The sequence below is a fragment of the Desulfosporosinus sp. FKB genome, from assembly GCF_002196705.1.
Lineage (GTDB): Bacteria > Bacillota > Desulfitobacteriia > Desulfitobacteriales > Desulfitobacteriaceae > Desulfosporosinus.
This window is the reverse complement of record NZ_NADJ01000040.1, coordinates 466,560-492,915: the sequence shown is the minus strand read 5'-3', so window position 1 is coordinate 492,915 and position 26,356 is coordinate 466,560. Positions and strand designations below refer to the sequence as shown.

At 45.7% G+C, this 26,356-nt stretch carries 29 protein-coding genes and 1 other annotated feature; of the genes, 22 read left to right on the top strand and 7 right to left on the bottom strand.

Annotated elements, in window-relative coordinates:
* Positions 1–49 precede the first annotated feature (49 nt).
* Positions 50–508, top strand: coding sequence for a DUF134 domain-containing protein (locus tag B5Y67_RS23870; RefSeq protein WP_088228869.1), 459 nt, complete (start codon positions 50–52; stop codon positions 506–508).
* 118 nt (positions 509–626) lie between these two features.
* Here the strand turns inward: B5Y67_RS23870 and B5Y67_RS23865 are convergent, their stop codons facing one another.
* From B5Y67_RS23865 to B5Y67_RS23855, 3 genes are all read right to left on the bottom strand, one after another.
* The gene (locus tag B5Y67_RS23865) at positions 627–854 is read right to left on the bottom strand and encodes a DUF2922 domain-containing protein (RefSeq protein ID WP_088228868.1); all 228 of its coding nucleotides are present in this window, start codon (positions 852–854) and stop codon (positions 627–629) included.
* Positions 855–914: 60 nt separating this feature from the next.
* Positions 915–1,136 (bottom strand): DUF1659 domain-containing protein, encoded by a 222-nt coding sequence (locus B5Y67_RS23860; protein WP_088228867.1) that lies wholly within the window; start codon positions 1,134–1,136, stop codon positions 915–917.
* A gap of 128 nt (positions 1,137–1,264) precedes the next feature.
* Positions 1,265–1,480, bottom strand: a complete 216-nt coding sequence (locus B5Y67_RS23855; protein WP_088228866.1) for a helix-turn-helix transcriptional regulator — start codon at positions 1,478–1,480, stop codon at positions 1,265–1,267.
* Positions 1,481–1,728: 248 nt separating this feature from the next.
* On the opposite strand from B5Y67_RS23855, the gene B5Y67_RS23850 reads away from it, so the two are divergent.
* From B5Y67_RS23850 to B5Y67_RS23835, 4 genes are read left to right on the top strand one after another with little or no spacing between them, the layout of a single operon-like run.
* Positions 1,729–2,712, top strand: a complete 984-nt coding sequence (locus B5Y67_RS23850) for an efflux RND transporter periplasmic adaptor subunit (RefSeq protein WP_088228865.1) — start codon at positions 1,729–1,731, stop codon at positions 2,710–2,712.
* Between the two features lie 17 nt (positions 2,713–2,729).
* Positions 2,730–3,383 carry an HlyD family efflux transporter periplasmic adaptor subunit gene (locus B5Y67_RS23845; protein WP_088228864.1) on the top strand — a complete coding sequence of 218 codons (654 nt, stop codon included), beginning with the start codon at positions 2,730–2,732 and terminating at the stop codon, positions 3,381–3,383.
* Between the two features lie 15 nt (positions 3,384–3,398).
* The gene (locus tag B5Y67_RS23840; RefSeq protein WP_088228863.1) at positions 3,399–5,027 is read left to right on the top strand and encodes a DHA2 family efflux MFS transporter permease subunit; all 1,629 of its coding nucleotides are present in this window, start codon (positions 3,399–3,401) and stop codon (positions 5,025–5,027) included.
* Complete coding sequence (locus B5Y67_RS23835) at positions 4,990–5,469, top strand: MarR family transcriptional regulator (protein WP_088228862.1); 480 nt, start codon at positions 4,990–4,992, stop codon at positions 5,467–5,469. The genes B5Y67_RS23840 and B5Y67_RS23835 overlap by 38 nt, the downstream gene beginning before the upstream one ends.
* Before the next feature lie 346 nt (positions 5,470–5,815).
* Here B5Y67_RS23835 and B5Y67_RS26285 read toward each other — a convergent pair whose 3' ends face one another.
* Positions 5,816–5,938, bottom strand: coding sequence for a hypothetical protein (locus tag B5Y67_RS26285; RefSeq protein ID WP_282432805.1), 123 nt, complete (start codon positions 5,936–5,938; stop codon positions 5,816–5,818).
* Positions 5,939–6,227: 289 nt separating this feature from the next.
* Positions 6,228–6,310: a sequence feature (ribosomal protein L21 leader region), on the top strand.
* A 15-nt stretch (positions 6,311–6,325) separates the two neighbouring features.
* Between B5Y67_RS26285 and rplU the strand changes: the two genes are divergently transcribed.
* The 8 genes from rplU (at position 6,326) to yhbY (ending at position 12,105) form a co-directional block, all read left to right on the top strand.
* Positions 6,326–6,637, top strand: a complete 312-nt coding sequence (gene rplU, locus B5Y67_RS23825) for a 50S ribosomal protein L21 (RefSeq protein WP_088228860.1) — start codon at positions 6,326–6,328, stop codon at positions 6,635–6,637.
* The gene (locus B5Y67_RS23820) at positions 6,543–6,989 is read left to right on the top strand and encodes a ribosomal-processing cysteine protease Prp (RefSeq protein WP_348982319.1); all 447 of its coding nucleotides are present in this window, start codon (positions 6,543–6,545) and stop codon (positions 6,987–6,989) included. Before rplU ends, B5Y67_RS23820 begins: the two co-directional genes overlap by 95 nt.
* Positions 6,983–7,288, top strand: coding sequence for a 50S ribosomal protein L27 (gene rpmA, locus B5Y67_RS23815; protein ID WP_088228859.1), 306 nt, complete (start codon positions 6,983–6,985; stop codon positions 7,286–7,288). Before B5Y67_RS23820 ends, rpmA begins: the two co-directional genes overlap by 7 nt.
* Before the next feature lie 220 nt (positions 7,289–7,508).
* Entirely contained in the window at positions 7,509–8,015 is a 507-nt protein-coding gene (locus B5Y67_RS23810) for a Spo0B domain-containing protein (RefSeq protein ID WP_242976102.1), read from the top strand.
* A 2-nt stretch (positions 8,016–8,017) separates the two neighbouring features.
* A complete protein-coding gene (gene obgE / locus B5Y67_RS23805; protein WP_088228857.1) occupies positions 8,018–9,292 on the top strand; it encodes a GTPase ObgE in 1,275 nt (424 codons plus the stop codon).
* Between the two features lie 36 nt (positions 9,293–9,328).
* On the top strand, positions 9,329–10,534 hold the full coding sequence (locus B5Y67_RS23800; RefSeq protein WP_088228856.1) for an efflux RND transporter periplasmic adaptor subunit: 1,206 nt from the start codon (positions 9,329–9,331) through the stop codon (positions 10,532–10,534).
* Positions 10,531–11,730: an ABC transporter permease gene (locus B5Y67_RS23795; protein WP_088228855.1), complete on the top strand. Its 1,200-nt coding sequence runs from the start codon at positions 10,531–10,533 to the stop codon at positions 11,728–11,730. The genes B5Y67_RS23800 and B5Y67_RS23795 overlap by 4 nt, the downstream gene beginning before the upstream one ends.
* Positions 11,731–11,811: 81 nt before the next feature.
* Complete coding sequence (gene yhbY, locus B5Y67_RS23790) at positions 11,812–12,105, top strand: ribosome assembly RNA-binding protein YhbY (RefSeq protein ID WP_088228854.1); 294 nt, start codon at positions 11,812–11,814, stop codon at positions 12,103–12,105.
* A gap of 137 nt (positions 12,106–12,242) precedes the next feature.
* Here the strand turns inward: yhbY and B5Y67_RS23785 are convergent, their stop codons facing one another.
* Positions 12,243–12,974, bottom strand: coding sequence for an SGNH/GDSL hydrolase family protein (locus tag B5Y67_RS23785; RefSeq protein WP_242976101.1), 732 nt, complete (start codon positions 12,972–12,974; stop codon positions 12,243–12,245).
* Between the two features lie 334 nt (positions 12,975–13,308).
* Between B5Y67_RS23785 and B5Y67_RS23780 the strand changes: the two genes are divergently transcribed.
* The 4 genes from B5Y67_RS23780 to hutI all read left to right on the top strand — a co-directional run bounded on the left by B5Y67_RS23780 (position 13,309) and on the right by hutI (position 18,324).
* Complete coding sequence (locus tag B5Y67_RS23780) at positions 13,309–15,354, top strand: urocanate hydratase (protein ID WP_088228852.1); 2,046 nt, start codon at positions 13,309–13,311, stop codon at positions 15,352–15,354.
* A 44-nt stretch (positions 15,355–15,398) separates the two neighbouring features.
* Positions 15,399–16,028 (top strand): cyclodeaminase/cyclohydrolase family protein, encoded by a 630-nt coding sequence (locus B5Y67_RS23775; RefSeq protein WP_088229069.1) that lies wholly within the window; start codon positions 15,399–15,401, stop codon positions 16,026–16,028.
* A gap of 88 nt (positions 16,029–16,116) precedes the next feature.
* Positions 16,117–17,013 carry a glutamate formimidoyltransferase gene (gene ftcD, locus B5Y67_RS23770; protein ID WP_088228851.1) on the top strand — a complete coding sequence of 299 codons (897 nt, stop codon included), beginning with the start codon at positions 16,117–16,119 and terminating at the stop codon, positions 17,011–17,013.
* Positions 17,014–17,064: 51 nt separating this feature from the next.
* Positions 17,065–18,324 carry an imidazolonepropionase gene (gene hutI, locus B5Y67_RS23765; protein WP_088228850.1) on the top strand — a complete coding sequence of 420 codons (1,260 nt, stop codon included), beginning with the start codon at positions 17,065–17,067 and terminating at the stop codon, positions 18,322–18,324.
* A 160-nt stretch (positions 18,325–18,484) separates the two neighbouring features.
* Here hutI and B5Y67_RS23760 read toward each other — a convergent pair whose 3' ends face one another.
* Entirely contained in the window at positions 18,485–19,537 is a 1,053-nt protein-coding gene (locus B5Y67_RS23760) for a Fic family protein (protein WP_088228849.1), read from the bottom strand.
* A gap of 229 nt (positions 19,538–19,766) precedes the next feature.
* Between B5Y67_RS23760 and B5Y67_RS23755 the strand changes: the two genes are divergently transcribed.
* The 4 genes from B5Y67_RS23755 to B5Y67_RS23740 are packed head-to-tail and all read left to right on the top strand — an operon-like array spanning position 19,767 to position 24,333.
* The gene (locus B5Y67_RS23755; protein ID WP_088228848.1) at positions 19,767–20,528 is read left to right on the top strand and encodes a DeoR/GlpR family DNA-binding transcription regulator; all 762 of its coding nucleotides are present in this window, start codon (positions 19,767–19,769) and stop codon (positions 20,526–20,528) included.
* A gap of 34 nt (positions 20,529–20,562) precedes the next feature.
* Positions 20,563–21,894 (top strand): four-carbon acid sugar kinase family protein, encoded by a 1,332-nt coding sequence (locus B5Y67_RS23750; protein ID WP_088228847.1) that lies wholly within the window; start codon positions 20,563–20,565, stop codon positions 21,892–21,894.
* Between the two features lie 19 nt (positions 21,895–21,913).
* Positions 21,914–22,918 carry a 4-hydroxythreonine-4-phosphate dehydrogenase PdxA gene (pdxA, locus tag B5Y67_RS23745; protein ID WP_088228846.1) on the top strand — a complete coding sequence of 335 codons (1,005 nt, stop codon included), beginning with the start codon at positions 21,914–21,916 and terminating at the stop codon, positions 22,916–22,918.
* Positions 22,919–22,965: 47 nt separating this feature from the next.
* Positions 22,966–24,333 carry a GntP family permease gene (locus tag B5Y67_RS23740; protein WP_088228845.1) on the top strand — a complete coding sequence of 456 codons (1,368 nt, stop codon included), beginning with the start codon at positions 22,966–22,968 and terminating at the stop codon, positions 24,331–24,333.
* 114 nt (positions 24,334–24,447) lie between these two features.
* On the opposite strand, the gene B5Y67_RS23735 is transcribed toward B5Y67_RS23740, so the two are convergent.
* Positions 24,448–24,684, bottom strand: coding sequence for a YkoF family thiamine/hydroxymethylpyrimidine-binding protein (locus B5Y67_RS23735; protein WP_088228844.1), 237 nt, complete (start codon positions 24,682–24,684; stop codon positions 24,448–24,450).
* 216 nt (positions 24,685–24,900) lie between these two features.
* On the opposite strand from B5Y67_RS23735, the gene B5Y67_RS23730 reads away from it, so the two are divergent.
* Positions 24,901–26,184, top strand: a complete 1,284-nt coding sequence (locus B5Y67_RS23730) for an L-serine ammonia-lyase, iron-sulfur-dependent, subunit alpha (protein WP_088228843.1) — start codon at positions 24,901–24,903, stop codon at positions 26,182–26,184.
* Positions 26,185–26,356 lie beyond the last annotated feature (172 nt).

Genomic DNA, 26,356 nt, shown 5'->3' with positions numbered 1-26,356 from the left:
TCCTCAAGTAAGTATCTGGAAGAGCAGATTGAACCGAAAGGAGAGACCTATGCCTAGACCGGTGAAATGGAGACGGGTTGAACATATACCTGAGAATAAGTTTTTCGCTCCCTGCCCCAAGGGCAAATGCGCTTGTTTGGAGGGGGGCGAACAGAGTCAACTTAAACAGATCCAGCTTAAAATAGAAGAATTAGAGGCCATGCGGCTGAAGGATATTGAGGAACTATCCCAAGAAGAGTGTGCTGTCCGGATGCAGATCTCCCGGCAAACCTTTCAAAATATTATTGATGAGGCGCGGAGGAAGGTTGTCAAGGCACTGATGGACAACAGAGCGATCAGGATTGAAGGCGGCCATTATACGAAAAATGTCTGTTATTTCAAATGCAGGTCTTGTGGAAATGAGATGACAGTCACCTATGAGGAACGCGGGCTGATTTGCCAACACTGCGGCTCAAATAAAGTTGAGTGTGATAAGAAGCAATGTTGTCAGACACCTTGCGAAAAGTGAAGGCATCGGGCGGTAAACTCGGTGCCTTCACTTTTATTTTATCCTATCGTCAATAAATTAAAGCAATTAATAGACGCCATCACATTTTCAGTAACCTATTCAATTAATCATAATTCAGTTAATCGAAAAGGTCGTTGGTTGTCGTATCAACAATTTTTACATCCCGTTTGGAGATGAGTTCGCCTCCGGAAGTGAGGAATATATTTTTGGCAATGATTTGATCCATGACGGCTTCAATGTCGGCGGCAGTCAACCCTTCTTTTGGCTGGGGCATGGTTATGGTTACGGCGTTTCCGGCAGCGTTGTTGAAGGTCAATCTCAGGACTTTCTTAGTGGTACTGGCCACGGGGATTCCTCCTTTCTCTGAGGGTTATCTTTTTGTGATTAAATTCCTGTTCGGCCTTCGTTACGGAGTCAGGTCGACTCGGTTGTCTCTTCTGACGCTGATTAAGGGGTAGTCCTGAAGGCTATAAAGGGCTGCGGCAACATCATAGACATCTTGGTCTGAGCTGGTGGATTTGATATTGGCGAAACTGCGCTGGCTGAGTTTCGGGGAACCTTGATCGGTCAAACCGATCTGATAGGTTACGACCATTACGGAATCTTTGGTACTGGCGACGACTGGCATGATTTCACCCCCTTTCTTAATTATTAGACCTCACTCTTGGGAAGAGTGCTTGTCCTAATTTCAGTATATTGAAGGTCATGACTTCCTGTCACAATAGGGGAAAGACTGGGAATGAAATCACACCTCGCTCAGTCCGCGTAATCTGTCCAGTCTCCTCCTAACACTTCGGCGATTCGCCGGGCCCAGGAAGGGCTCATGCGGCGTTTGCCCCGTTCTAAATCACTGATAATATTAGCGGGAATGCCTGTTTTTTCGGCTAATTCCTTCTGAGATCCAATTGCTGCTTTGAGGCGGGCTTGTCTTAATTTTTGACCATGATAGACTGCTTCCTTTTTTTCACTCAAACCTTCGGTCCTCCTTCATAGGTTAATCCTAATATTATATGGACATGCCCTTGAGGTGGTGCTCGAGGGCTGTTATTAAATAGGTAGGCGGCATATTAAAAGCCTTGTTCGCTTTTAGACTTGAAGAAATTATGCCGGAAATGATGAATTTTAGGTCTTGACAAGTGCACCAGTTTGGAAGAAAATTAGTCATGCTAGCAAACAATATGCACACGAACGGTTGCAGTACAAACATAAGGGGGATTGGAATGAAAAGAGTTGCTTTAATCGTGCTGGCCATGGCTGTTGTTCTGACGGGCTGTGGTACAACGAGTCAACCGGCTGCAGGTCAATCAGCTGCTAAAGCAAGTACCAATGTTCAAACGACGAAACCTGTCTATGTCATGGCGGGAATTATTAATGCCAATGATAAGGCGAATATCACGACAAAGATTGCCGCCAAGGTTACAGGGATTTCGGTCGACGTTGGTTCTGTCGTCAAACAAGGAGACACTTTAGTTACCTTAGATACGAATGATATTCAGGCTCAAGTGAACCAAGCTCAAGCAGCAGTAGCAACGGCTCAGGCTAACTTGGCTAATGCTCAAGCCGGAGCGCGGCCCGAACAGATTTCTCAGGCTCAGGCAGCGGTAGACGCGGCAAAAAGCGCTTATACGAATGCTCAAACGACGTATAACCGGGATCAACAGCTCTTACAGTCAGGAGCTCTTCCGCAAGCGCAGTTAGATGCTGCTCAGACTCAGCTCACAGCTGCTCAAGCACAGTATAACTCGGCCCAGGATCAGTTGGATTTGTTAAAGAAAGGGCAAACCAAGGAAGCCATCGCTGCCCTGCAGGCTCAAGTTCAACAAGCTCAGTCAGCCGTGGATTATGCCAAAACCATGTTGGCTAATGGAACCATTGTGGCTCCTATAGCGGGAACAATTAGTGCCAAAAGTATCAATATCGGAGAATTGGCTTCTCCCGGAGAAACCTTACTTACGATTACGAACAATACTTCTTTATTTGTCAATGCCTCTTTACCGGCGGGACTTGCTGGCAGTGTTAAGGTCGGTCAAGACGTTGATGTTAAAGTTTCCGAGATTCCTGATAAAAATTTCACAGGGACTGTTTCGATGGTCAACTCTGTGGTTGACTCCCAAAATACAAGTGTATTAGTGAAAATCCAGATTAGTAATCCGGATCCCGCTTTAAAACCCGGTATGCTGGCGGAAATAGGCCTTAAAAAGTAAGGAGGCGATACGATAAGATGAACGAAAAGCGTAAAAGAATGATTTTAGCAATTCTTGTAGTTATGATCGCGGTCTTTGCCGGGATCGGAGGATATTACTGGTATCAAAATACGTATTACGTTTCCACTGAGGATGCCACCGTAACGGGTGACCTGGTTGCTGTCAGTCCCCAGATCTCCGGTAAACTGGTAGAGTTAGATGTCGAAGAAGGAGATACAGTGATTCAGGGCCAAATTATCGGCCGCCAGGGCATTGATAATCCTTCGGACACCAACATCGATGAAACGGTTCTCAGAGCACCGGTCAATGGAATTGTGATTAAGAAACAAGCAACTGTGGGAGAGGTTGTTTCCCCGGGTCAAACCATTGCTTACCTCATTGATCCTTCAAAGCTCTATGTTTCGGCGAATATCGAAGAAACAAAACTTGGTTCTGTTAAAGCAGGCCAAAAAGTCGATCTTACGATTGACCAATTTGGCAGCAAACAATTTACGGGTACAGTCAAATATGTGGGTCAAGCCGCAAACTCTGCCTTTTCTTTGCTGCCAACCTCAACGAGCGGAACGTTTACCAAGGTTATTCAAAAAATACCAGTAAAGATTAATCTTGATAAAAACGATGCTTCAATTCTGCCAGGGACAAATGCTGTGGTCCATATTCACATCAAGTGATGAGGTGAGATAAGTATGACTGAACATCACCATCCTGAACCGGAAGGCGCAGGTGATAACACTTATAAGTGGTTAGCCTTATTTGTGGTTGTCATAGGTACCTTTATGGTTATGTTGGACAGCAGTATTGTTAATATTGCGATTCCTAAAATGATGAATGTTTTCGGCACGGATTTGGACTCTATTAAATGGGTACTGACGGGTTATACTTTGGCCATGGGTGCCGTCGTTCCTATTACCGGTTTTTTAAGTGATACTTTTGGTATCAAAAAGCTCTTTATTGGTGCTCTGGGTTTGTTTACTATTGGTTCTTTCTTATGTGGTTTTTCCTGGAGCAATAATGTGATGGTTATCTTCCGAGTTGTTCAGGCAGTGGGCGGGGGAGCTATCATGCCTGTCGGGATGTCCTATATTATGCAGATTTTCCCTCTTCATGAGCGGGGAAAAGCTTTAGGCTTCTGGGGGATTGCCTCTATGGCTGCTCCGGCTATCGGTCCTACCTTGGGAGGCTATATCATTCAATATATGGATTGGCGCTTTATTTTCTATGTCAATGTTCCTATCGGTATCTTTGGGGTTATCTTTGCAAGTATTTTACTTAAAGACACGCCCTTAGTGCCCTACAAAGGAGATTTTGATTTTATTGGTTTAGTGTCTTCAATCGTAGGTATCGTGAGCCTTCTCTATGTCCTTGGTGAAGCAGATACTATTGACTGGGGAAATGTAAAATTTCCACTGCTGATAGCCCTCGGTGTTTTTGGCCTTGTGATCTTTGTTTATAACGAATTAACCCATCCCAACCCTATGCTGGAATTGCGTGTCCTTAAGATCTATGATTTTACCCTCAGCCAATTTATTACGGGGATCACGACCTTAGCTCTGATGGGCGGAGTCTATGTGCTTCCTTTATTCTTGCAAAATTTAAGAGGCTATACGGCGATGCAAACAGGCTTAATTCTTTTTCCCTCGGCCATTGCCTCAGGGTTGATGATGCCTGTCAGTGGTGCGATATTTGATAAGTTCGGTGCCAAAGTGGTTACCCTGCCTGGGCTGTTGATCCTTGCCTTTGCTACCTATCAAATGTCGCTCTTTAATATGGATACCCCTTCGACCTATATTACGATTGTTGCGGCAATCCGGGGAATCGGCCTTGGTCTGGCTATGATGCCTGTCAACACGGCTGCGATGAACGCTGTTCCCAGGCATTTATACGGGAAAGCAACCGCCCTTTCCACGACGATCCGCAGTATTTTGCAAGCTGTATCTGTAACCTTTATGACGACGATCATTTCCGGATCCACTAATGTTAACTATGCCAGACTGGCTGAACAGATAACTCCCTTTAATCGGACGGCCTCCTCGGTCATTACCATGTTGAAAGGTGTCTATTGGAGTTACGGGTTACCACAAGTGGATGCTATGGAAAATGCTTATGCGACCATTGGACAGGTGATTTATGGTCAAGCTTATCTGGACGCCATGAATCATGCGGTTGCTCTCACTGTGCCGATCGTTTTCGTGGCGATCGTGCTGGTTCTCATGATGAGTCCTAAAAAAGCAACTGGGCAGAAGAAGGGCCCAACTCAGGAAGGAGAGAAGGTGACTCATGAACCAGAAACAGGAGTCGCAGCAATTATGGAGTAATCCTCCGGAGAGCCCTTCAGAGCGAATCGTATTTTTATTCAAAGCGGTTCAGAAAATCTACCGGGACCAGATCTTCGAAAAGTCGCAGCAATATGGGTTTACTGGTCCGCAATTAGGTTTGATCTTTGGTCTGAGCAAGCACCCTTATTCTACCTTAAATGAGCTGAGCGATTGTATAGGATTATCTAAGAGTACGGTTTCCGGAATTGTCAACCGCTTGGTTGGTCAGGGAGTTGTTATTCGCGAGATTCCCGAGAATAATCGCCGGATTGTGCGCTTATCTCTATCCCCGGAATTTGAAAAAAACAACGTCATTAAAGAACTGTTCAACAATTACATTTCGGATTCGCTCAAGGGTGCCAGTGAAGAGGAACTCGAGAAGATAATTGGCGGGCTGGAGGTCCTTTATAATTTATTGACTAAAGGCAATGATCCCTCCTAAGACGCCTTATCCAAGATACAAACCCTTGAAGAAACTGTAGAACTGAAGAGATCGTTTCACAAAATTAAAAGGCTCAGCTGAGATTTTGAACTGTCCCCTGTTCACAAGGGAGCGTATCATGTTCACTCAACTGAGCCTTTTTCGCTTTTATCCAATCGTAAGACTCCCGCTTGTACAAGTGGGAGTGGTTCCATACCTTGCTTCGGTGGGAATGGAGTCCATCATTCAGCGTGATAGCATTTTTTATGGGCTAGGCGCTTTCATTAAGTTTATTGAACGTTTAAACGTTGATGGGGGTGGGGATTCTCGTAGTTTGGCTTTCTGAGCTCGGGGAGGGGAAACTAAATTAGGAACGCCAGACAAAAAATGCAATAATCAGAAGGCAAATAACCACGGTCCCCGCAATAATTAATAAGTCTTGGCGGGATGGCAGATGGAAGGGAGAATCATTAAGGTGCTTCCAGGGCATCGTTTTCACTCCTCGTATAATATAAATGGATAGGTATATATTCCACACTGAGCTAAATTTTCCTTTTACATCCATAACATATCCTGGAATTATTTCTAAAGTTTATTAGATTACATCTGGTTTTGGTATAATATTTCTCAATCAATTAATCATCTGCTCTAACTTTATTTGCTTAAACTTTAGCCAATCGTAAGGCTCCTACTTCTACAAGTGAGAGGTCCCCATTTAGCAAAACGAGTTTGCTTGACAAATGACGTGATCAAATGCTAAAATAACTAAATGTGGTGGCTTCTCACCGCAACCGCTCAAATCAGGTATTAACAGGTTTTTGAGATTAAAAGCCGGCCTGCAATGGCGAGTCTAGGGTATGGGAGGTGTAATGTAATTATGTACGCAGTAATTGAAACCGGCGGCAAACAGTTTAAAGTCCAAGAAGGCGACGAAATTCTCGTTGAGAAATTGGAAGCGAATGTTGGAGATACGGTGACCATTGACAAAGTGCTGCTCTTGGAAAAAGAGGGTGTTGTCAAAGTTGGTACTCCTGTTGTAGCAGGTGCTAGCGCAGTGCTTAAAGTTGTAGAGCACGGCAAAGGGGCGAAAGTCATTGTTTTCAAATATAAGTCGAAGAAAAACTATCGCCGTAAACAGGGACATCGTCAACCTTACACAAAGGTTCTCGTCGAAGCACTCCAAGCCTAAAGGAGAAGAGGGAATTCGTTTCCTGGTTTGGCTGGATGAGCAGAAGCGGATTCACAGTTTTGAGATCTCCGGTCATTCCGGATACGCCGAAGCAGGTCAGGATATTGTCTGTGCAGGGGTTTCCGCTCTGAGCATTGCTGCTGCCAATGGTTTGGAACATTTTCTTTCTCAGGCTCCTCAGGTGCAGGAAGACGAAGGTTTTCTTTCTTGTCAGCTGACAGGAATTTCTGAGCAGGAACTGGATCAGGCGCAGTGGATTCTGCAAACCCTAAAGCTTGGTATCGAACAAATAGAAGCGGTCTACGGGCCGGCATATATATTAATTGATCAAAGGAGGTGGACTCCATGTTAAACATGAATCTGCAGCTCTTTGCCCATAAAAAAGGGGTAGGTAGTTCCAGAAACGGCCGGGACAGTAATGCCCAACGTCTTGGGTTAAAACGAGGCGACGGACAATTCGTTACAGCCGGTACAATTATCGTTCGCCAACGGGGAACGAAGTTCCATCCCGCTAAAAATTGCGGCATCGGTAAAGATGATACCTTATTTGCACTCATTGATGGTTATGTTAAATTTGAGCATAAAGACAGGGTGCACAAACAAGTGAGCGTTTATGCGGAACGCAAAACACCGGTAGTTGCTGCAAAATAAGCTGTTTCCCTTACGCCCCTGGGATTTCCCCAGGGGCTTTCTATGTTTGGCGCCTGCCAAGTTTTTTATTACATACATAAATACATGGCAAAACTTCACGCTAATTTATGCAATCGTAAGACTTCCGTTTCTAAAAGTGGGAGAGGTTCCCAGGCCTTGTTCAGCATGAGCTGAAGGAGTTCACGGGGAATTAAGTTACCAATGAGAGGAAAGGATGATAATGTCAGAACTTGAACATCAGTTATTAGCGGAGATGGTCCAGTGGTATCGCCTGCAGCGGCATGACTTTTTTAACCACTGGCAGGTTGTGATGGGGAATATACAGCTCCAGCAGTCGGAGAAGGCCCTTGCCTATATCCACGAAGTGATCAAGCCTCAGGAGGAGCAGAAGATTGGCCAAATTCCAGTCCCGGTGCTTTCGGCAATCCTGCTCAGCTGGGTCATTCACCTTAGGCAGCTTAATATTACGACCTCTTTGAGTTTCCCGGACGAGATGCGGCTGGAGGATTTTTGGCAGGATCATTGGCAAAAAGAATATGGAGAGAGCTTATTCGGGTACACTAGAGAATGTTTGGAGAAGGTACAGCAGTATAACGGATTGCCGGATTTGAATTCGGAGGTCTATTTATTTGAAGAGAACGAAGGCTTTTCTTGCCAGTTTATTCTGGAGGATGAAGAAAAAGTGCTCTTTGAGAAGATGAGTTATTTTGGGATACAAGGAGAATAGCCATGTCGTTATTTTATGATCGAGCAAAGATTTATGTCAAGGGAGGCGACGGCGGAGCAGGTGCAGTCGCTTTCCGCCGGGAGAAATATGTGCCGGAAGGCGGCCCCAGCGGCGGAGACGGAGGCCGGGGCGGCGATGTTGTTTTTGTCGGTGACGAGGGCATGAGTACTCTGGTGGATTTTCGCTATAAACGCCATTATAAAGGGGATCGGGGCGAGCATGGACAGTCGAAGAATATGACCGGAAAAAGTGCTGACGATGTCGTTCTGCGTGTTCCCGTGGGCACAGTAGTTTTGGATGATGACAACGGGAATGTGATTGCTGATATTACGGAACATGGCCAACGGGTGATCGTTGCCGCCGGCGGCAGAGGGGGCCGGGGAAATGCTCGCTTTATGAGCAATACGAACAAGGCTCCTACCCTGGCAGAGAATGGCGAACCAGGCGAGGAACGCTGGCTGAGATTAGAATTGAAACTCCTGGCAGATGTGGGATTGGTGGGATTTCCCAATGTGGGGAAATCTACCTTGATTTCTAAAGTTTCAGCCGCCAAGCCTAAGATTGCCGATTACCATTTCACAACTCTTGTGCCGAATCTCGGGGTCGTTGATCTCGAAGACGGTCTGAGTTTTGTTATGGCGGATATTCCGGGCCTGATTGAAGGTGCTCATACCGGAGCGGGATTGGGGCATGAATTTTTGCGGCATACGGAGAGAACTCGCTTAATTTTGCATGTCCTGGATATTTCCGGGTCAGAAGAACGAGATCCTCTGGAGGATTTTCGCATTATTCAGAAGGAGCTTAGACTGTATAGTCCGGACCTGGCTGAACGTCCTCTTCTGATTGCAGCTAATAAAATGGATATTCCGGGTGCGGAAGAAAATCTTCAGCGCCTCAAGGATGAGCTGGAGGAAGGGCAGGAAGTTTTCCCTATCTCCGCGGCAACGGGTGAAGGACTGCAAGCCTTAATTTATCGGATTGCTCAACTTTTGCCGGATATTCCGATGCCGGAAATTACAAACTATGATGAGGAACATTTGATAACGAAAGCTGAGCCGGAAAAGCGCTTCGAAATTATTAAAGATAATGATCATTATCTGATTACAGGAAAAGAAATCGAGAAACATGTGGCCATGACGTTGTTTGATCATGAAGAGAGTGTTTATCGTTTTCAAAATATCTTAAAAGCCATGGGGGTTGACGATGCTCTGCGTGAAGCGGGAATTAAAGAGGGAGACAGCGTGGAGATCGCAGGGGTAACCTTTGAATGGGAGTAGGCAGCAACAAGAATTTGGACCTTTGGAGGTAATACTGTGAAGAAACGTCTCTGGTGGGGAATAGGAATCGTAGTTGTCCTTCTAGCGGCTGGCGGCTGGTGGCTTTGGCGAAATACTCAGACACCACTGAAAGTCAGTGCCGGCAAAGTATCTCCGATTTCGATGCAGGAGGACATTTATGCCACGGGAAGTGTTGCTCCTAATTCGCGCCAGGATGTGTATGCCTTAAACCCCGGTCTTGTTTCCAAAGTTGCAGTTAAAGCTGGAGACTCTGTCAAAACCGGTCAGGGCCTGGTCGCTCTTGATCAGACTTTGGCCAATGCCCAAGTGGCTCAGGCTCAAGCGAATGTTGATGCGGCGCAGGCTGCCGTCAATGCTGCCCAAGGTAATGTAACAGATTTGAAGCAAGCTCAGAATGCTGTTCAAAGCTCTGCAGCCACTGCCGGAGCTGCACAAGCGGGTGTCGGTACTGTTAATATCAGCGGAACGGTTGGCGGAAATATTAGCGGTAATATGGGGAGTGCAAGCAGCGGCCTGGGAAGTTCTGTTCACCAGGCTGAAGGGACTCTGGCCCAGAGCCAGGCCGGATTAAAGCAGGCCCGGGAAGCCTTGCAGGCTGCTCAGGTCCAGAGAGACCAATTAACCTACAAGTCGACCCTTGACGGGACAGCTCTTGAGGTCAATGCTCAGGCCGGAAATCCGGCACCGGTCCAGCAGCCCTTAGTGGTGGTAGCGGATCTGAAGCATCTGAATGTGCAATTGCAGCTCAATGAAATGGACGCCGCTAAGCTTAAGGTGGGCGGAAAAGTGACTGTAACCAGCAAGACTTTGGGAAGCACCTCTCTGACGGGAGTTGTTGCTGAAATCGCACCTGAGGCGGTCATTCAGCCATCCGCTCAGGGAAACAATTCTCCAACCGTGGCGGTGACGGTCCGTTTGGATCAAGCGCCTGCTGTGTTGAAGCCGGGTTATTCCGTAACAGTCCAGGCTATTGTGGCCACGAAAAAGAATGTTCTGGCGGTTCCTCTGGAATCTTTATTTCAGGAGGGAAGCAAGAATTATGTCTATCGTATTCAGAACGGGCTTCTTCAAAAAACGGAGGTCAAGGTGGGGATCGGCAATGATACCGATCAGGAGATTACCGCCGGGCTTAAATCCGGGGATCTGATTGTTCTCAATCCTACGAATCAACTTTCCGAAGGCCAGGCTGTAACTCCCGATTGGGGGAGTGAAGGAGCATGAGTCTGTATGAGGCCTTGCGGGGAGCCCTGTTTAGTTTGCGGACCAACAAGCTGAGGTCAGGTCTGACTATGTTGGGTATTGTCATAGGAATTGCTGCTGTTATTGCCGTGGTGACCATCGGTTTGGGCGGCAAGGCGGCCATAATGCAGGAAATGGAAAAGAGCGGCGTCAATCTCTTTGTCTTGTACCCAAAATCTGTTAGCCAAACGGCACAATCTGAGGATAACGGCTTGACCCTGCAGGACTGTGAAACTTTAAAAAGGTCTTTGCCCCAAGTAAAGACGCTGCTTCCGGCAAGCGTTAACTATGCTGCTTTGGAAGTCAATCAAAAAAATTCCTCGGCCATGATCGTGGGAACAACCTCGGAATTCGCTGGTTTGCGCAGTCGGGATGTGGCCTTGGGACGTTTTTTCTCCGGGGAGGAATATGAAGCGGAACGCCGCGTTGTGGTCATTGACCAAAGCCTGGCTGATACGTTGTTTGGAGCCGGTAACCCTTTGGGACAGCAGGTGATGATCCAAAACGTTCCTTGCAGAGTTATCGGAGTTCTGGCAAAGGATACCTCGGCCTTTTCCCAGTTTGAAGTGGGTCCTCAGAATTCCTATGCCTATGTTCCCTGGGGGACTTGGACTGATATTTTCCAATCGACTCGGGTTGACCAATTAGAGGGCGCAACGTATCAGGAATCTGATCTGGACAGTGTAATTTCCAGAGCGAAAGGCATTTTGAATGTGCGCCATGGAACGACTGATCAGTATGAGGCCTATAATGTCCAGCAGTTAGTAAAGTCTGCTGATAAAATTACGCAAATTTTAACGAGTATCATTGGCTTGGTCGCCGGGATTTCACTGCTGGTCGGCGGGATTGGGATCATGAATATTATGCTGGTATCGGTGACGGAACGGACGCATGAAATAGGTTTGCGGAAAGCTGTCGGGGCCAAAGAACGCGATATTTTGCTGCAATTTCTCTTGGAAGCCATTGTCTTAGCGCTGACAGGAGGCATTGTGGGGATTGCCCTGGGTGTGGGAAGTGCACTGACGGCGGCGGATCTTTTAAACTGGCCGCCTCTGTTATCCGGGTGGGCGATTCTCTTTGCCGTGACGTTTTCCTTGGCAGTCGGACTTTTCTTTGGCTATTACCCGGCGCTGCAGGCAGCGAAGCTTGAACCGATTACAGCTTTGAGATATGAATGACGCTTGCGTAAAACAGATTGAATTAGGACCGATTAAAAAAGAAGGAACAAAGGCGTTTCGTTTAATTAAGGAGGAAACTTTGTGTTAAAAGGTAAGCAAAAACGTTTTTTAAGGGCGATGGGCAATGAAATGGACCCAATTCTTCAAGTCGGCAAGGGCGGAATTGGGGAAAGTGTTGTTACTCAGACGAACGAAGCCTTAGAAGCGCGTGAATTGATTAAAGGGCGGGTCCTGCAAAATTGCCTGGAAGAGCCCAAAAGTGTCGCAGCTAATCTGGCTGAACAAACAAGGTCTGAGCTGGTTCAAGTCATCGGACGGAATTTTTTGCTTTACAGGCCGTCAAAAGAAAAACCGCAGATTGTTTTGCCTGATTAGGGCCTGGGGAAAGAAGACTTTTGGCGAGAATCCTTGGAGTTGGAGTTTCAGACGTAGATATATAACGAAGATATATTTAGAAGCAGGTAGTGAATGAAAAAGGTTTCGGGGGCGTTTCCCCGAAACCTTTTGATGTTTTAATTGTCTTTATTTATGATGTTGGCCAATTGATCGGAAATGTAACTGGCCATTAGACTATATCCCGTGTCCAGGGGATGAAGCCCATCTGACAGGATGCCGGATAGATTCGTTTGATTACTTGGAAAACCGTTCCAAACATCCAACAAATGTGCCCCGGTATTGTTAGTAGCTATAATTATTTGGGATCTGATGGCTTTAAATAAGGATTCATCTGTCGATACCATCGGGGGTTCGACGATGCAGAATATATCTGCTTGGGGAGCTTCCTTTTGAATGAGACGGATTAAGTTAGTATATTTTAAAGAGAACTGGCTGGGCTGATAAAAATTTCGGTCATTTCTCCCTACGCAAATAAACACTGCGTCAGTATCTTTGTCTATTTCAACGGCTCGCTGTAAACAATAATCTACAAGTGTTCCTGAGGAACCTTTGTTGTCCCAGATTATACGATGTCCATACAGTTTGCTCAAAGAGGTGTTAAGATCTGAATTCCAGCCTTTGGTTAAAGGATCTGAAGCGCCTCGGCTCACTGCAATTGAATCGCCAAGAATGACTGCGTTGATGTCATTCGTTTTCAACTTTTTAATGCCTGTGATGACAGTACTCTGTGCCCCCAGTGCTTTTTGAGGGAGGGCAAAACTTACCGCAGCGAAGACTATTGCTAGGGATAAAATTATGGCTAGTTTGTTTTTAACAAGCATTTGTTTCTTCTCTCTTTCGTGTTTCATTGTGCATTCGCGCTCATCTTTCATGATCTCATAATCTATTTGCGAAGTAAGGGGAAACTTGTCTAAATAACAAATAAATTTGCGATTGATTACATGAGAGGCCTGGCCCTAAAAATGACCGGCAAAAGATCTTGATATCGATGCATTAACTGGTATAGTAAGAGGGGAAAGTTTGGCAAACCATAATGAAAGAAAATGGGGATAGTTGTTAGTTGATGAACCCTATGGAGCCGGAAAAGCCATTCGCTCGGAACGAACTCGCGGATGTGTTGTGCTGCTGCGGTAGTAGACGTGAAGACGGGAATTCCGAGCGGCCTAAAAAAGGAGGGTAATGATGATCAGTAACCAGGATATCTCACAAGCTATGACCATTAAATTAGATGCTGTATTGCCTGAGCCTAAGAAATTCGTGGCAGGAATTCGCCGGGCGCCCGATCGGGGATATAGTCTTACCCCGGAACAAACGAAGATTGCTTTGAAAAATGCTCTGCGCTATGTACCGGAAGAGCTGCACGAAACCTTAGCTCCTGAGTTTCTCGAAGAATTGCGCACTCGGGGGAGAATTTATGCCTATCGTTATCGCCCGGAAGGTCGATTATCTGGAAAGCCTATCTCAGATTATAAAGGCAGCTGCCTTGAAGGAAAAGCTTTTCAGGTGATGATTGACAATAATCTGGACTTTGAGGTAGCCTTATATCCCTATGAGCTGGTTACCTATGGAGAAACGGGCAGCGTTTGTCAGAATTGGCTGCAGTATTGTTTGATAAAAAAGTATTTGGAAGTCTTGACCGATGAGCAGACGTTAGTATTGGAATCCGGTCATCCCGTGGGCTTGTTCCCTTCGCGCCCTGAAGCGCCTCGAGTTATTATCACCAATGCTCTAATGGTAGGGATGTTTGACAATCAGAAAGACTGGGAAATTGCTGAACAAATGGGCGTCGCCAATTACGGACAGATGACCGCGGGAGGCTGGATGTATATCGGGCCCCAAGGCATTGTGCATGGAACATTTAATACCTTACTTAATGCCGGGCGGATGAAATTAGGGGTTCCGCATGACGGAGATCTGAGAGGCCGTTTATTCATCTCTTCAGGTCTTGGCGGGATGAGCGGTGCCCAGGCTAAATCTATTGAAATTGCCCGGGGTGTAGGGATTATCGCTGAAGTTGACGAATCGCGGATTCAAACCCGGCACGAACAAGGCTGGGTTACTAAGGCGTCGTCTGATTTGGGTGAAGTCTTTAGAATTGCTGAGGAGTATTTGCAGAAGCAGGAACCCATGTCCATCGCCTATCACGGGAACGTGGTCGATCTCCTGGAGTATGCTGTGCAAAAGAATATAAAGGTTGACTTGCTTTCCGATCAGACGTCTTGCCATGTGGTCTATGAAGGCGGCTACTGTCCCCAGGGGGTAACGTTTGCCCAGCGGACAGAGATGCTTGCTGCGAATCGCGAGGAATTTAAGAAGCGAGTCGATCAAAGCCTGAGACGCCACTTTGATTTAATTTCGGAGTTAGTTAAACGGGGAACTTATTTCTTTGACTATGGCAACGCTTTTATGAAAGCGGTCTATGATGCTGGGGTCAGGGAAATTTCCAAAAATGGAGTCGATGAGAAAGACGGTTTTATTTTTCCATCCTATGTAGAAGACATCATGGGACCGGAACTCTTCGACTATGGTTATGGGCCTTTCCGCTGGGTTTGTTTGAGCGGCAAAAAGGAAGACCTGCATAAAACGGACGAAGCGGCTATGGCCTGCATTGATCCGGATCGCCGGGGGCAAGACAGGGATAACTATATTTGGATCCGGGACGCTGAAAAGAATAAGTTGGTTGTAGGAACTCAAGCAAGAATTTTATATCAGGATGCCGAAGGGCGGATTAAAATTGCTCTTAAATTCAATGAATTAGTCCGCCGGGGAGAAATTGGTCCGGTAATGCTGGGACGGGACCATCATGATGTGAGCGGTACGGATTCCCCCTTCAGGGAGACAGCTAATATTAAAGACGGAAGTAATGTTATGGCCGATATGGCTGTGCAGAGTTTTGCCGGTGATGCTGCCCGGGGAATGAGTCTGGTGTCCCTGCACAACGGCGGGGGCGTAGGCATCGGCAAAGCCATCAACGGCGGCTTCGGCTTAGTGCTTGACGGGAGCGAACGAGTGGATAAGGTTATTAAATCGGCTCTTTTATGGGATGTTATGGGAGGCGTTGCCCGCCGTTCCTGGGCACGCAATAGTCATTCCGTTGAGACAAGCATTGAATTTAATGAACGGTATCATGGTGCCGGGCATATTACTATACCGTTTATTCCGAGTGAGGAACTCATAGAGAGGGTAACGAGACACTTGCTCGACCATACGCCGGGCCGGTCAAACTAGGGCTTTAAACTTGGATGGGAGTTTTTTGATTGGGGGAGCAGAGTTTGGAGTTAAAGAATATGAGTTTGCGGGAGTTTGCTTCGGAGGTGGCTTCTTCGTCACCTGCGCCGGGGGGAGGGAGCGTTGCTGCTTATGCCGGGGCCCAAGGCTTTGCGTTGGTGGCGATGGTTTGTCGCTTAACTATCGGGAAGGAGAAGTTTTCCTCCGTTCAGGAGGAGATGAAATCCTTGTTGGCCATTGCCGAGAAGAAACAAGAGTCTATGCTGGCGCTGGTGGATGATGATACTGAGGGGTTTAAGGCTGTTATGAAGGCTTTAAGTCTCCCGAAGAACGGCGACGAGGAAAAAGCTCTGCGCCGTGAGGCTTTGGAAGAGGCGACACTGATGGCCGCAGTCATCCCCTTGCATACTGCTCGGGAGTGTTTGGCAGGGCTGCGTGAACTTCCCGGTTTATTAGACAAAGGGAATCCTAATGCCTTAAGTGACATGGGAGTGGCAGCCTTGATGTTTAAGTCCGGCTTAGAAGGGGCTTTGTATAATGTCCAGATCAATGCTATAGGTTTAAAGTCACCCGAGAAGAAGGAGGACTTACTGACGAAATGTAAGGCCCTGCGATCCGAGGGAAATGGGTTATTTGAAGCGTGTCAGGGGAAAGTGTTAGAGCAGTTAAAATAAAAGGCACATTATCGAGTTTATATAGAATAAGATAATAACTCTAATCAATGTCATGAAAGAGAAGCAGAGTTTTTTAGGGGGATTAATGGTGGTAAAAATCGTAGAATGTATTCCTAATATCAGTGAGGGACGACGACCGGAGGTTGTCGAAGAAGTCATTGCTGAAGTGAGACAAGTACCGGGCGTTACTTTGCTGGATTATTCGAGTAATGCCGACCATAATAGAACCGTTATCAGTATGATCGGTGAGCCGGAGAAAGTGCTGGAGGCTGCCTGGCGGTTGATTGTTAAAGCCGCCGAAAAGATTGATTTGGACCAGCATCAAGGTGAACATCCTCGTATGGGAGCAACGGATGTTGTTCCTTTTGTTCCGGTTCGGGGCATGGCTATGGAGGAATGTGTGGATCTGGCCAAACGATTGGGAGAACGTGTTGGACGGGAGCTGTCCATTCCGGTCTATCTCTATGAGAAAGCGGCAACGCGGCCGGAACGCCGGAATTTGGCCGATGTACGCAGAGGACAGTACGAGGGACTGAAAGAGAGTATTGAAACACCGGAGCGCACTCCGGATTTTGGACCGAGTGTTCTGGGAAAAGCCGGAGCGATCGCCATTGGTGCGCGGCCTCCTTTGGTAGCCTTTAATGTCAATCTGGGGACAACAAATTTAGCGATCGGCAAAGCGATTGCCAAAGGAATCCGCGGCAGTTCCGGGGGGTTTGTCAATGTTAAGGCCTTAGGGATCGATCTTTCTGAGCAGGGCATGATTCAAATCTCTATGAACATGGTTGATACCCAGGGAACTCCGCTCCATCGGGCCATGGAATTCATTCAAACGGAAGCGGCCCATTACGGCGTTCCGGTTATCGGCAGCGAAATCGTGGGGCTTGTTCCGTTGGATGCTATGCTTGATGCGGCAACATATTACTTGAAGCTGCACGATTTTTCCAGCGAGCAACTCTTAGAGAAGAGGGTTTTTGGGTTTTAGGATTTTAGGATTAGAAGGAACTATGGATCAGATTCTAGAGGAGATGATATCATGCCGAGCGCAGATCTTGTGATCCATTCTGCAGATATGATGGTGACGATGAGAGGACACTCTGACTCTCCGGCTCGTCGAGAGGGAATGGCGGAGATCGGGTTGATTGAAAACGGCGCAGTAGCCCTGCGCGAAGGTCAGATTGTTGCGGTGGGTTCGACAGAGGATATTTTAGCAGAGGGATGGGTAGGCCCCTATACCGTGCAAATTAATGCTCAGGGTAAAGTGGTAACACCCGGGTTTGTTGACCCGCATACCCACGTCATTTATGCAGGCTCGAGGGAAAATGAGTTATCCCTGAAATTAAAAGGTGTACCCTACATGGAAATTCTTCAGCAAGGCGGAGGAATTCATGCAACGGTCCGGGATACGCGGCTGGCTTCTGATGCGGAGGTAAAAACGCAAACCAGAAGTCGTCTTAAGACTATGTTAAGTCATGGAACGACGACGGCAGAAGTTAAGAGCGGCTATGGACTTACCGTTGAGGAAGAGCTGAGAATGTTACGCTTAATCAAGGAATTAAATATGGAGCAGGATTTGGACCTCGTTCCAACCTTTATGGGCGCCCATGCTGTCCCTTCTGGTTATACTGAAGATGAGTATACGGACTATGTTGTGGAGGATATGCTGCCTCAAGTCGCTTCCCGAGGGCTGGCAGAGTTTTGTGATGTTTTCTGTGAGCCGGGAGTTTTCAGTGTCCAATCAAGTAAAAGAATTTTAAGCAAAGCCAAGGATTTGAACTTAAAGCTTAAAATTCACGCTGATGAATTAGAAGCTTCCGGAGGCGCTGAATTAGGGGCCAAACTGGAGGCCATCAGCGCCGATCATCTGCTGCAGGCTTCTGATGAAGGCATTGCGGCTCTCGCCGAACGGGGAGTTATTGCTGTTCTCCTTCCGGCAACCTCCTTTAATCTTGCTAAAAATTCTTATGCTCGGGCACGGGCAATGATCGAAGCAGGGGTGCCTGTTGCTGTGGCGACAGATTGCAATCCCGGGTCATCGCCGACGGAATCAATGCCTTTTGTTCTGACTCTTGCCTGTCTTTATCTTCGCCTGACTCCTGAGGAGGCTTTGACAGCGGCAACAATCAATGCGGCCCATGCGGTGGGCAGAGCCGCTCAGGCAGGCAGCCTGGAAGTCGGCAAGCAAGGAGACATCTTAGTTCTGAATGTTCCTAATCTCAACTATTTACCCTACCATTTTGGCAATAATCCTGTTGATGTGGTGATCAAGAACGGCAGGATCGTCTGGAGAGTTTAATGAGTCCACTTTTGTGGGTGAGGCTGCTTTCTTCTGGGATCAATTGTGTTTTTTGAGATTTGCTTAATATTAAAAGGAGCCTTGTGAACTTCTAATTCTGAAGTCCGCAAGGCTCTGTTTTGTTTGTTTTCAGCTTACGATTTATATCCATATCCATATCCTAAAGTTTTCGCCAACGGGCATTACGTCCTCGTTCGATGCATTCGATAATTCCTTCCTGGCCAAGTCTATTAAGTATTCTTTGGATCGTTGGCCTGCTGACGCCGGGAGCGTTATCTTGAATATCGTGAATAGTGAAGTCGGCGATAAAGTGGTCAATAACGTCCTGTACCTTTTGGGCTTTCCATCCTTTGCGTTGATCAGAACACGTTATCTGTCCTACTCGTTCTTCAAATTTTTGATAGGATTTGAGGATGACTACGAGAAAATAGTTAAGCCATGGCTTTAGATCATGGTTGCCATCATGCCAGCTTTTGGATGATTGCTCCAGCGTCTCGTAGTATTGGTTTTTCGTTTCTTCAACAATCTTTTCCAGACTTATATAACGCCCTACCTCGTGACCGGTTTGATAGAGCAGGAGCAGAGTCAATAAGCGTGCCAGGCGGCCGTTCCCATCCGGGAAAGGATGAATACAAAGAACGTCCAAAATGAAAGCAGCTATGAGAATCAATTCATTAATTGTTCCCTGTTCTCGTTCTCTAAGAAAAGAAGCTATCAGTTCATCAACTGCTTCGGCTGTTTTCCAAGCCGGAACAGGAATAAAGCGCACTCGTTTAGTTCCATCAGGGAGTGTCTCTGTGATTTCATTTTCACTTGTTTTATAGCGGCCGCCTGACTCTGTGGCATACTGCATAAGGTCACGATGTAATTGAAGAATAATACCGGACTTAATGTTCATATAGACAGCTGATGTATGAATTGTTGCCAGGACATCGCGATAGCCTGCCACTTCTGATTCCAGTCGGTTCTGTGGCATAGCGTTCTTATTGACAATGGAATTTAATCGTTTGGCGGATACGATTATCCCCTCCAGCCGATTGCTTGATTCAGTACTTTGAATAATTGCAGACTTTTGCAATGCACTAAGTACCTCTGGTTGTTGTTGTTTAAAAAGGCCCTGTTTTCCTTTATATTCTTGGATTCTGCTTATAAGCTGCATTGTCTCATTAGACCAAGTCATTCCCTGTAATTTATCATTTCTGAATGACATCATTGTAATATTTACCCCCTATTATATATATAATATTACCACAAATTATATATATAATATACATAAAATATACCAATATAGTTGCGAGTAAATTTTTTGATTATTATATACATTTACAAATGAGTGAAAAGTGGTATAATGAACATTAATAAACATAATAGAACTATGTAGAACAATGACATTAGTACTCGAACACAACAGAACACTAATAAACAAATAGTAGGTGCGAATTATGTTTCAGATTGAGCGCAGAGACTTGATAATGCAGTACCTGGAGCAGCACGAAAGTGCAACTGTGGAAGAATTGGCCAAACATTTAAATGTTACCCCCATGACGATAAGGCGGGATCTTAACCATTTAGAAGACACTAATATAATTACTCGCACGTTCGGCGGGGCGGTCCTAAAATCTCGTTTAGCTGCTGAAGTACCCTACAAACACAAAAGTATCAGCCATAAAAAAGAAAAAGAAAGAATTGCCGAGTACGCAGTTTTCCTGGTACAGGACGGACAGATCGTTTTCCTGGATTCAGGAACCACCACTATGGAGATTGTCAAAAGGCTAACGAGTAAAAAAGATCTTACGGTTGTGACCAATGATGTTATGATTGCTGCTTATCTTGCTAATCATTCGGATTTCCAAATTTTATGTACCGGAGGTTATGTCCAGAATCGGACAGGTACCTGTATGGGATCAAAATCCACCGAGTTCTTGCAGGGAATCAACGGAGATATCTGTTTTGTCGGAGCTAATGCTATTGATTTGGAAAAGGGCGTTTGTACCCCGACTTTAGAAAAAGCTGATGTCAAAAGACAAATGCTCAAGTCGGCTGCCACCCGTGTTTTAGTCGTCGACAGCAGTAAATTTAACAAAAGAAGTTTCTCTAAGGTTTGTGACTTAGATGATCTGGATATCATTGTTACCGATTGTAACCTGGATGAGGAAACAGTCACCAAAATTAAAGACTTCAATCTTGAGATAAGGCAAGTTTAAGTCTTGAGGGAATTTGAGATCGGAGCTGAAGTTAATGCCAAAGGTTGTTATTATCGCCGATGATTTAACAGGAGCTAACGCAACGGGTGTCCTGCTGGCCAGACAAGGTTTTAAGACTGCAACTTTTTTGGATTTGCATCAATACGATGAACAAGAGAATGCAGGTTTGAATGTCATTTCCATTAATACCGACAGCAGAGGCGTTGATGAAGATACTGCCTACGAGAGAGTCAAAGAAGCGGTTCGGTTTTTTCAGGATACAGGAACAGACGTTGGGTTGTTTTGCAAGCGCATCGATAGTACTCTGCGCGGCAACATTGGTGCGGAAATTGCCGCAGTTTTGGACAATTTGCCTGACGAAACCATTGCCGTAGTGGTTCCGGCTTTTCCTGGTTCCGGACGGGTAAGCATCGGCGGTTACCTGATGGTAAATTCTGTCCCCTTGGAAAAAACAGGCGTAGCCAGAGATCCCAAATCACCCGTTCATACCTCTCAGATTGTAGATTTAATTAAATGTCAATTGAGAGAAAACGTCGGATTCATAGATTTAGCTAAAACTCTGCGCGGCGTCGAGGCCATTAAAGATGCACTTCTCAAAGAAAAGCAAATGGGTCAAAAAGTCATTGTGGTAGATGCAACTACCGATGAGGATATTTCTAATATAGCCAGGGCAGTTCGGGAGTCTAAGCTTAAGACTGTCGCTGTAGATCCCGGACCTTTTTCCGCCGCTTTAGCTCTTCAACTTTTGGGACAGCCTAAATTAGGACCCGGACAAAAAGTGATGCTGACCATTGGCAGTATAACCGAGCTGACCCGAGTACAGCTGGAGGAATTTAAGCTAAACCATCCGGCTTTGTTGGTCGATGTTGCCGCCCCAAAACTTCTTAATGACCAAACCTCTGCGGCAGAGATTGACCGGGTGGCCGAAAATCTGATTAAAGAAATTCATAATTACAATGTGATTGGAGTCGTTTCCGGCGGCTTTGAGGAAGAAATCCTGGACCTGAAAATTATTGCCCAGGAACTCCAAATAACTGAAGATGAGGTGTCTCAAAAAATCTGCAATGGTTTAGCTAAGATAACAAGCAAAGTTTTAGCTGAAAGTCATTCAGCTATAGGCGGGCTGTATACCAGTGGAGGTGATGTTACGGTTGCAGTTTGCAAAGAATTGGAGGCCAAGGGCATAGAAGTTAAAGACGAGGTTATTCCTTTAGCGGTTTATGGCAGAATTAGTAAAGGAAACTATGACAATACCCCGATTATTACTAAAGGCGGTTTGGTAGGAGAAAACAATGCTATTTGCAAATGTGTTGATTATCTCTTGACCAAAGTATCCAATGAATACTACTTGAACCCGGAAAAATAACTAACTGGAGATGGAGCAAATGATGAAGCCGTTAATTGGAATACCGATGGGAGATCCCGCCGGAGTGGGACCGGAAATAATCGTCAAGGCCTTGAATGATGAGCATGTCTATGAGTATGCCCGGCCCATTGTTATTGGAGAACGAAAAACCCTCGAACAAGCTATGAGAATCTGTGAGATCTTCCTGGAAATCAATACTGTCGAAGAACCGGAGCAAGGGAAATTTGTTAAAGGAACTCTTGACTTGATTGATCTCAAAAATATCGATATCGACCAGTTGGAATTAGGGAAAGTTCAAGCTCCAGCCGGCAAAGCTGCCTTCCAATATATTAAGGCCGCTACAGACTTGGCCTTGGAAAATAAGGTTGAGGCTATTGCTACGACTCCAATCAATAAGGAATCCTTAAAAGCCGGAGGAATACCTTACATTGGCCATACGGAAATATTGGAGGATTTAACCAGGACCAAAAATCCTTTAACCATGTTTCAGGTCCATAATCTGCGCGTTTTCTTTTTAACCAGGCATGTTTCTCTCAAGAGAGCCTGCGAACTGATAACTAAAGAAAGTGTTTTCGAGTTTATTGAACGATGTGTTGAAGCTCTTCGTGTTTTGGGTCTTAAAAATCCTAAAATCGCGGTTGCCGGTTTAAATCCCCATAGCGGCGAACATGGCCTTTTTGGGGATGAAGAGGTGAGAGAGATAGCCCCGGCCATTGAAGAGGCCCAGGCTAAGGGTATTAATGTGGTTGGCCCGGTTCCTGCCGACTCGGTGTTTCATTTTGGCTTACTGGGAAGATTTGATGCGGTTCTTTCCCTTTATCATGATCAAGGGCATATTGCCACTAAGATGGTCGATTTTGAACGGACAATTTCGGTGACAAATAACATGCCTTTTGTTCGAACTTCCGTGGATCATGGTACTGCTTTTGATATCGCCGGTACAGGAAAGGTCAGTCAGGTCAGCATGGTTGAAGCCATTCGTCTGGCGGCAGATTATGCGCCTAGCTTCAATAGTATCCGCTGAACGAGTTCACTGATATTAGATAAACAATTATTGAGGAGGAAAAGGGTATGCAAGTTGCGGGAAGTCAGATGATCATCGGACTGGTTATTGGAATTATTGTTTTAGTTTTTCTGATCTTAAAAACCAAGATTCATGCTTTCCCTGCTCTTATTATTGCAGCGGCAGCAACAGGTATTATCGGGGGGATGCCGCCGAACAAAGTTATCGATGCTATTACCAGTGGTTTCGGCAGCACCCTTGGCAGCATTGGAATCATTATTGGTTTTGGGGTCATGATGGGTGAACTGTTTGAGGCCTCCGGAGCCGCCGAAAAAATGGCTCAAACGTTTGTCAAACGATTGGGCAAGGGCAGAGAAGAAATTGCCCTGGCAATTACCGGATTTTTAGTCTCCATCCCTATTTTTTGTGATTCTGGATTCGTCATCCTCTCGCCTCTGGCTAAGGCAATTTCCCGGAAAACTAAAAAATCAGTGATCACACTCGGTGTAGCTTTGGCTTCAGGATTGGTTATTACCCACTCCTTAATCCCGCCGACTCCTGGGCCTGTGGGTGTTGCCGGACTCTTTAAAATTAATGTGGGAAGTATGATTTTATGGGGAATTGTTTTTTCTATTCCTATGACGATTGCTGCCATTATTTATGCTCGCTGGATTGGTAAGAAAATATATCAGGTGCCCTCTGAGGACGGGGAGAGTTGGGAGAGACCTGCTTATCAAGAACCGGTACATAACTTTAATTTAGAGAACGATGACAATTTGCCGTCAGCGTTTATGGCCTTTGCTCCGATTATTGTTCCCATTATTTTAATCTTGTTCAGTACGGTGGCCACGGCAGCTAAGTTAACAGGAAGTATTGCTGTCGTGATCAATTTTCTGGGTGCGCCCGTTATTGCTGTTGGCATAGGATTATTGACAGCTATCTATGGCCTTACCAATAAAATGTCTCGCCAAGAAACTATTTTGAAAATGGAACAAGGTGTTAAATCGGCCGGTATTATTATTCTGGTTACCGGCGGTGGCGGAGCACTGGGAATGGTCCTGCGAAACAGCGGAGCAGGAGATTATATTGCTAAGCTGATCGCCCACACTTCACTTCCGGCTATCTTATTGCCCTTCGTCATTGCCTCTCTGGTTAGGCTCATTCAGGGCAGCGGTACTGTTGCTATGATTACTGCAGCTTCGATCACTGCTCCTATTATCGCGACTTTAGATGTCAATCCGGTATTTGCTGCTATGGCTTGCGCAATGGGTTCTCTGATTTTCTCTTATTTTAATGACAGTTACTACTGGGTTGTAAACCGTATGCTGGGTATACAAGATGCCAAGGAACAAATTAGAATATGGTCAGTGACCACGACTATTTTCTGGGCTGTTGGACTCGTTGAATTACTAATCATTAATGCAATTTTTGGTTAATTATTTTTAATCTCAGCATGATTCTGAAACCTGAGAATCCCCTGGATGCCTTGGTGAGAGGCTTCCAGAGGATTCTTAGGTTATTTGCGCAATTGCGGTTCTCTTTGGGGATTTTTAATGAGTTGAGTTGGAAATAGTTACGACCATGCTGACTTCTCCGGAGGTTTTGGCAGCTTCAAAAACTTTCTTGATGCCATTCCATACTTGTTCGTCATTTCCGTCGATGTGAGTACTGAGTGAACCAACTTCGTACTTGATATTTTCGTTGGACAGAGAGCTAATTGATTTGTTGATGACATCGCTGGAACTATTCGTTTTTTGCGGATATACAGATACTTCGGCACATAACATAAGCGGTAACCCTCCTTTAACTTACTCAAGATTTTTTTGATCCTAAAATAGCCTTCCCAAGTTCAATGAATCTATTATTGTTTTTGTTGGTTCGTATTCTCGTTTTAAACAAAGTAAAAATCAGCTATACTATAAATAGTAAATAAAGGAGTTTTCTCTAATCGGGAAGAATAGATTAAAATACCCTTAGTTTAGCTGAGAAAGTAGGGATAATTAGTGAATGATGTTGAATTTTTAGGGCTTCTGGAGAAGGAACTTGTCGTTACTTTAGGATGTACTGAGCCTATGGCCATTGCCTACACCGCCGCTTTAGCTAAGACGTATGTCAGAGGAGAGGTTACGTCCGTAAACGTATTTGCAAGTGCTAACGTTATTAAGAATGCAATGTCTGTCACTATTCCCGGGACAAAGAACAGCGGCGTTAATTTAGCTGCTGCTTTGGGAGTAATCGCGGGAGACTGTACTAAAGGGTTGGAAGTTCTGGAAGGTCTGAGTTCACTCGATATTGAGAAGGCTAAGGCCATGATTAGGGAAGAAAGAGTCACTGTCGAGGTTGCAGAGACCTCAAAGAAGCTATATATTGAAGTGATTTTAGCGACGCCTGAATCGTTTGCCAGAGTTGTTGTTGCTGATGAGCATACCCGTGTTGTTCTTATCCAAGTCGATGGCCAAACGCTTCTTAATACTTTGCCTGAGGAGGAGAAGGATGACAACGAGGAGACGGAGTATTCCTTTTTATCTCTTGACTCGATCTGGGACTTTGTGCAGGCAGTAAACTCTAAGGATTTGACGATTATCAAGAAGGCGATAGAGTTGAATAAAACCATTGGTTTAGAAGGGTTATTCAATGAGTATGGCTTACAAGTTGGCAAAACGATCAAGGAGAATATCCGTAAAGGCTTATTTGCGGATGATTTGATCACCCAGGCTATGGCTTTAACGGCTGGTGCTTCTGATGCCAGAATGTCGGGGTGCCCCCTGCCTGTCATGGGTAACTCAGGCAGCGGAAATCAAGGGATTTCAGCTACCTTACCTGTTGTGGCTGTGGGGGAAAAATTAGGTTCTGCCGAGGATCAATTAATACGGGCCGTGGCTCTAAGCAATCTCATCGCCATCTATATCAAGACTAAAATCGGCCGTCTTTCGGCCCTTTGCGGAGCAACAGCGTCGGGTACCGGTGCCAGCTGCGGTATTACCTATTTGCTTGGCGGCGGTAAGAATGAAATTCAAAGGGCTATCCAGAATATGCAGGGTAATGTGGCCGGGATGTTTTGTGATGGAGCAAAGGCCGGATGTGCTCTGAAATTGTCAACCTGCACGAGCACTGCGGTGCAGTCCGCGATCATGGCGATGGAGGGGCTTGCCATTCAGTCCACCGACGGCATTATTGAGCAGACAGCCGAACAAACTATAGCTAACCTTGGCCGCCTCGCGACTCAAGGCACCAAAGAAGTGGATCGGATTATTCTTGATATCATGGTTAATAAGAAAGTTGGTTGACTTTTAAATTTTTAATAAACTTTTTAATCAAATCTTTTAGTTAATCTTTCTTGTTAAGTAACTACTTTAAATAAGCTCAAGAAACGTAAAGAAACCTAAAGAGTGAGTCCCATAGCGAATGTCCTAAGGCGGCGACATCGTTATGGGACTTTTGTGCGGGAATCCTGACGGA

Coding starts and splice junctions, on each gene's coding strand:
- B5Y67_RS23780 (WP_088228852.1), top strand. CDS start 13,309: ATGATCAGTAACCAGGATATCTCACAAGCTATGACCATTAAATTAGAT.
- B5Y67_RS23870 (WP_088228869.1), top strand. CDS start 50: ATGCCTAGACCGGTGAAATGGAGACGGGTTGAACATATACCTGAGAAT.
- B5Y67_RS23860 (WP_088228867.1), bottom strand. CDS start 1,136: ATGCCAGTCGTCGCCAGTACCAAAGATTCCGTAATGGTCGTAACCTAT.
- obgE (WP_088228857.1), top strand. CDS start 8,018: ATGTCGTTATTTTATGATCGAGCAAAGATTTATGTCAAGGGAGGCGAC.
- pdxA (WP_088228846.1), top strand. CDS start 21,914: ATGATGAAGCCGTTAATTGGAATACCGATGGGAGATCCCGCCGGAGTG.
- B5Y67_RS23810 (WP_242976102.1), top strand. CDS start 7,509: ATGTCAGAACTTGAACATCAGTTATTAGCGGAGATGGTCCAGTGGTAT.
- B5Y67_RS23835 (WP_088228862.1), top strand. CDS start 4,990: ATGAACCAGAAACAGGAGTCGCAGCAATTATGGAGTAATCCTCCGGAG.
- rplU (WP_088228860.1), top strand. CDS start 6,326: ATGTACGCAGTAATTGAAACCGGCGGCAAACAGTTTAAAGTCCAAGAA.
- B5Y67_RS23735 (WP_088228844.1), bottom strand. CDS start 24,684: ATGTTATGTGCCGAAGTATCTGTATATCCGCAAAAAACGAATAGTTCC.
- B5Y67_RS23740 (WP_088228845.1), top strand. CDS start 22,966: ATGCAAGTTGCGGGAAGTCAGATGATCATCGGACTGGTTATTGGAATT.
- hutI (WP_088228850.1), top strand. CDS start 17,065: ATGCCGAGCGCAGATCTTGTGATCCATTCTGCAGATATGATGGTGACG.
- B5Y67_RS23785 (WP_242976101.1), bottom strand. CDS start 12,974: ATGAAACACGAAAGAGAGAAGAAACAAATGCTTGTTAAAAACAAACTA.
- rpmA (WP_088228859.1), top strand. CDS start 6,983: ATGTTAAACATGAATCTGCAGCTCTTTGCCCATAAAAAAGGGGTAGGT.
- B5Y67_RS23840 (WP_088228863.1), top strand. CDS start 3,399: ATGACTGAACATCACCATCCTGAACCGGAAGGCGCAGGTGATAACACT.
- B5Y67_RS23850 (WP_088228865.1), top strand. CDS start 1,729: ATGAAAAGAGTTGCTTTAATCGTGCTGGCCATGGCTGTTGTTCTGACG.
- B5Y67_RS23795 (WP_088228855.1), top strand. CDS start 10,531: ATGAGTCTGTATGAGGCCTTGCGGGGAGCCCTGTTTAGTTTGCGGACC.
- B5Y67_RS23760 (WP_088228849.1), bottom strand. CDS start 19,537: ATGATGTCATTCAGAAATGATAAATTACAGGGAATGACTTGGTCTAAT.
- B5Y67_RS23750 (WP_088228847.1), top strand. CDS start 20,563: ATGCCAAAGGTTGTTATTATCGCCGATGATTTAACAGGAGCTAACGCA.
- B5Y67_RS23845 (WP_088228864.1), top strand. CDS start 2,730: ATGAACGAAAAGCGTAAAAGAATGATTTTAGCAATTCTTGTAGTTATG.
- B5Y67_RS23755 (WP_088228848.1), top strand. CDS start 19,767: ATGTTTCAGATTGAGCGCAGAGACTTGATAATGCAGTACCTGGAGCAG.
- B5Y67_RS26285 (WP_282432805.1), bottom strand. CDS start 5,938: ATGCCCTGGAAGCACCTTAATGATTCTCCCTTCCATCTGCCATCCCGC.